The 3,379-nt window shown below is 38.6% G+C and carries 6 protein-coding genes; all 6 read right to left on the bottom strand.

The window, feature by feature from the left end; translation table 11 throughout:
- Nucleotides 1–161: 161 nt before the first annotated feature.
- Entirely contained in the window at nt 162–665 is a 504-nt protein-coding gene (locus MM239_RS20620) for an immunity 26/phosphotriesterase HocA family protein (protein ID WP_241350219.1), read from the bottom strand.
- Between the two features lie 242 nt (nt 666–907).
- Nucleotides 908–1,066 (bottom strand): hypothetical protein, encoded by a 159-nt coding sequence (locus tag MM239_RS20615; protein WP_241350218.1) that lies wholly within the window; start codon nt 1,064–1,066, stop codon nt 908–910.
- A 4-nt stretch (nt 1,067–1,070) separates the two neighbouring features.
- Nucleotides 1,071–1,328 carry a hypothetical protein gene (locus MM239_RS20610; RefSeq protein ID WP_241350217.1) on the bottom strand — a complete coding sequence of 86 codons (258 nt, stop codon included), beginning with the start codon at nt 1,326–1,328 and terminating at the stop codon, nt 1,071–1,073.
- Nucleotides 1,325–1,534 carry a hypothetical protein gene (locus MM239_RS20605; RefSeq protein WP_241350216.1) on the bottom strand — a complete coding sequence of 70 codons (210 nt, stop codon included), beginning with the start codon at nt 1,532–1,534 and terminating at the stop codon, nt 1,325–1,327. Before MM239_RS20605 ends, MM239_RS20610 begins: the two co-directional genes overlap by 4 nt.
- A 362-nt stretch (nt 1,535–1,896) precedes the next feature.
- Nucleotides 1,897–2,232: a hypothetical protein gene (locus MM239_RS20600; protein WP_241350215.1), complete on the bottom strand. Its 336-nt coding sequence runs from the start codon at nt 2,230–2,232 to the stop codon at nt 1,897–1,899.
- A gap of 17 nt (nt 2,233–2,249) precedes the next feature.
- The coding region (locus tag MM239_RS20595) for an RHS repeat-associated core domain-containing protein (protein WP_241350214.1) at nt 2,250–3,379 on the bottom strand (1,130 nt) is incomplete at its 5' end.

Raw genomic sequence — 3,379 nt, 5'->3', positions numbered from 1 at the left:
GTTTTGCCGCCAGCTTCCTTCAGATTCCACTTCGCAATGGACACCCTTGCTCTTGGCTAGTGGTTGGCGATTACAAACCCCCACAGTGGACTTTCACCACCTAGTTAGTTACCATGCACGGCACACATAAAAAAAGCCCGGACTTGCCAGGCTTCTGTACTCTATTCAAATTCAGGATATACAAAATCGTACTGCCCCATTTGCATTCGATGAACTATGCTATCAGGACTTATAACAATTCCTATCTCTGCCTTTCTGTTTTCGCCTTCCAATTTCCCTACTCTCGTAAAGTCATTGTCATTGATTTTCCATACATACCACTTATGAGATATTTTAATTTGCTCCCCAGGTTTTGAACCGGCATCATTGGTATCTCTAAATAAAATGTGGTCTGTTTTTCCAACATCGCTAATATTTCCAACGCTTTCCCAGTAGCCCATTTTAAGCCCAAGCTTTGTAACGCAATGGGCGTAAAACTCAACTTCTCCATTTACGATTTCTGATAAATCGGGATTGGCATTGATTGGATATACCTCCTTAAACGCCCTGATTACATCGCTGTTCAGTTGGGTAAGGTCGCTAACGATATACTGAAAATATTTCTTACTGTTGCCGTCTATCTTAACGGAAAATACATCGCCTATTTTTGTGTTTGCTCTTGCCATATTTATTTGATTCCATATTGCCACCAGTTCTTAGGTGCAATTGAGTTTATCCTATTCTACAACAAACCACCATTCTTTTGTAAGCCGTATTGGTTGATTAAAGTTTGTTCCCAAACTCTGGCTCCGGTTCTTGATAAATTCGTTGCACCAGGCACAACCTCATATCGTAAAAGTGATTTTGCTGTCCCTGAACTTAGATGCTCTCCAAACCTGACGGCTGCCTCTCTTTCAGTAATACCAACTTATCTAATAACACCAGCTTTATCAAATCCCTGATATACTAAATTCGTTCCCCCCTTAGCAGCAACTCCTTCACTTGCACCTAAAAAATCACTGTTTGCAGCATTTGTATTCGCCACAAAAAACAACATCAGGCTTAGTATGGTCAACCATTTTTTCATTATTCTATTCTACATAAAAGACATCTATTAACTCTTCCAAGATTTTACCTTCGGATGTTAATTCATAATTCAGATCAAACCCTTTTTTCTGTAATTCTTCACCTGCCCAATCACGGATTTCATCTGCTACATTTTCATCAACTTCAATAAAAACAAAGTGATCTTCTTTTCTAATTTGAAGTTTTGATTTTAAATCTGGTCGCTGTTCAGAAAGACTATTATCCAGATAGTCAAACTGATTTTTATTTAGCTTGAGTATCATTGTCCAAGTTGTTTTAAGAGTTTAGCTGCTTTACTTGAAGAAGTGGGATAAACAGATATTATTCGACCTGTTTGCGGATTCACAACTACTTCACCAAATTGACCGATAAATCTTTGGCTTTGTCTTCCAAGTTGGTCAGTAACTACATTATTTATTTTTAGAGGATTTTTCAAAGCATCAAGAATGGCACTCGGTTTTACCCCCATTCTTCCTGCGCTTCCTATTGCTCTATTGACCCCGTGCTCTGTAAATCCAGTGACTTTTAAACCATTTGCAGCTTGAATCCCCCCCTTAGCGGCAACTACTTCTAAGTCTTTAGCCCAATCTCTATAATCTAATAAATTGCTTTCACTTTTTTAAGTCTTCACAAAGCCATTTTCGATAACTCAGAGGCTTGTTTCTTCTACAATTTTTAAATCAATAGAAAAATAACTACAACATGCCTGTACGTAGCTGACTGAATTTGCAACAATCGAATTAGAAGATATTTTAAAACACAAAAGGCCGATAAGAATGATAAATGTCCTTATCAACCAATTTTTTATTCTATTGAATAATTCCATTTTTATTAATTCAAAGATTCCATTTTCCTTATCACTTCATTAAAAGGAATATTATATAACTGCATTAATTCAAAGGATTCAATAAGAGAGCTCAAAGAGTCAGCAACCCATATGGTTCGTTCATCATCTTGGTCGCTAATGTTTTCTAAATAAGATTTGAGAGTTGAAAGAGTGATTTCATTGGTGTTCAATAATTTTTTTATTTCATTGAAATAATCTTCCGTATCGTTTAGTTCATGTAAAGGATAAGTTCTCACGGCATCAACAATTAACTCAATTATTGAAACATGATTAGGCTCTTCAATTTTTTCAATACAATCTTCTATGATCTCAATTTTCATGTGTAAATATTTTTTTATTAATATCCCGTAATGCCTCTGAATGTTCTTCCCCAACCACTCGATTTTATGAAAGGATTTACATACTGACCAGTAGTAGCATTAAAGAAGTAATGCGTTTCTACTTTTGAGCCATTTAATATTCCAGCTTCATAAATTTTACTCCATGAACCAGGAGACATTGTATTTAGCTTTTGCCCTAGTTGAACTGGAAGGTGTTTACCTTGAGTTACAGCAATGGATTTATATCCCTCTCCAAACTTTTCAGTCAATGAACCAAAGGTTTTAAAACCACTTGTACTCGTCTTAGCGGCATTTCCAGCAGGAATGGCCTTAGCCCCAGCCTTAATAAACTGGGAAGCAAGCCCACCACCTATCAAGGATGTCCCCGCAAATACAGTTGCTTGCGTTACAGGATGTGCCCAGAAGTTTTGCTGTCCTCTATATACTGCTTCAATAATTGGGTTATAGGTAGGGTCCGAAAATGTGAATTCAGGAATACTTACTTGAAATGCGCAATCTTTGCACGCAAGCATGTATTGAGATAAATCACGCTTTCCACTCCAAAAAGAAGATCCATTTAATTTTGAAGAAATACCTCCTGCGATGCCTCCCAAAACACCTCCTGAAAGACCTCCCATACCTGCTCCTATAGCTCCTGCTTTTAGACTTTCTCCTAAACTTCCCCCTCCAACAGACGTGTTACCAAAACCTCCAATAAACCCACCAGCTGCTCCGCCAGCTGCCCCTGCGGCAGCACCAGCCAAAAAGCCACCTGCTTTAACACCAGCACCGACATATGTTCCGACTCCAGCACCTACAGCACCAGCTGCTGCTCCAACCGCTGCATATCCAAGGGCATCCCAAACATTATCGATGTTTTTTGCATTCATAGCTGTATTAATTATAGCCCCTGCAATTATTGGGATAAACCAAGCCAACTCCCCATCCGGATCCACCATCATCACCGGATTATTGCCCATTGCTAAATAAGGTGAGCTAAACTGATCCTGCGGATCCACACCAAACCACCTTCCTAGTGCCGCATCATACTGCCGTGCATGAAAATCATACCAACCTGTAAGTTCTTCATAAGTCTTGCCTTGAAATAACTCCTTGGTTGTTTTATCACCAGTTCTTATATTGTTTC

It is taken from the genome of Belliella filtrata, from assembly GCF_022549775.1.
GTDB lineage: Bacteria > Bacteroidota > Bacteroidia > Cytophagales > Cyclobacteriaceae > Belliella > Belliella filtrata.
Note: the sequence above shows the minus strand (reverse complement) of the source record. Positions and strands in the feature narration are given on the sequence as shown.

Excerpts from the sequence above, each read along its gene's own strand:
- MM239_RS20620 (WP_241350219.1), bottom strand. The coding sequence starts at position 665 with ATGGCAAGAGCAAACACAAAAATAGGCGATGTATTTTCCGTTAAGATA.
- MM239_RS20615 (WP_241350218.1), bottom strand. The coding sequence starts at position 1,066 with ATGAAAAAATGGTTGACCATACTAAGCCTGATGTTGTTTTTTGTGGCG.
- MM239_RS20610 (WP_241350217.1), bottom strand. The coding sequence starts at position 1,328 with ATGATACTCAAGCTAAATAAAAATCAGTTTGACTATCTGGATAATAGT.
- MM239_RS20605 (WP_241350216.1), bottom strand. The coding sequence starts at position 1,534 with ATGGGGGTAAAACCGAGTGCCATTCTTGATGCTTTGAAAAATCCTCTA.
- MM239_RS20600 (WP_241350215.1), bottom strand. The coding sequence starts at position 2,232 with ATGAAAATTGAGATCATAGAAGATTGTATTGAAAAAATTGAAGAGCCT.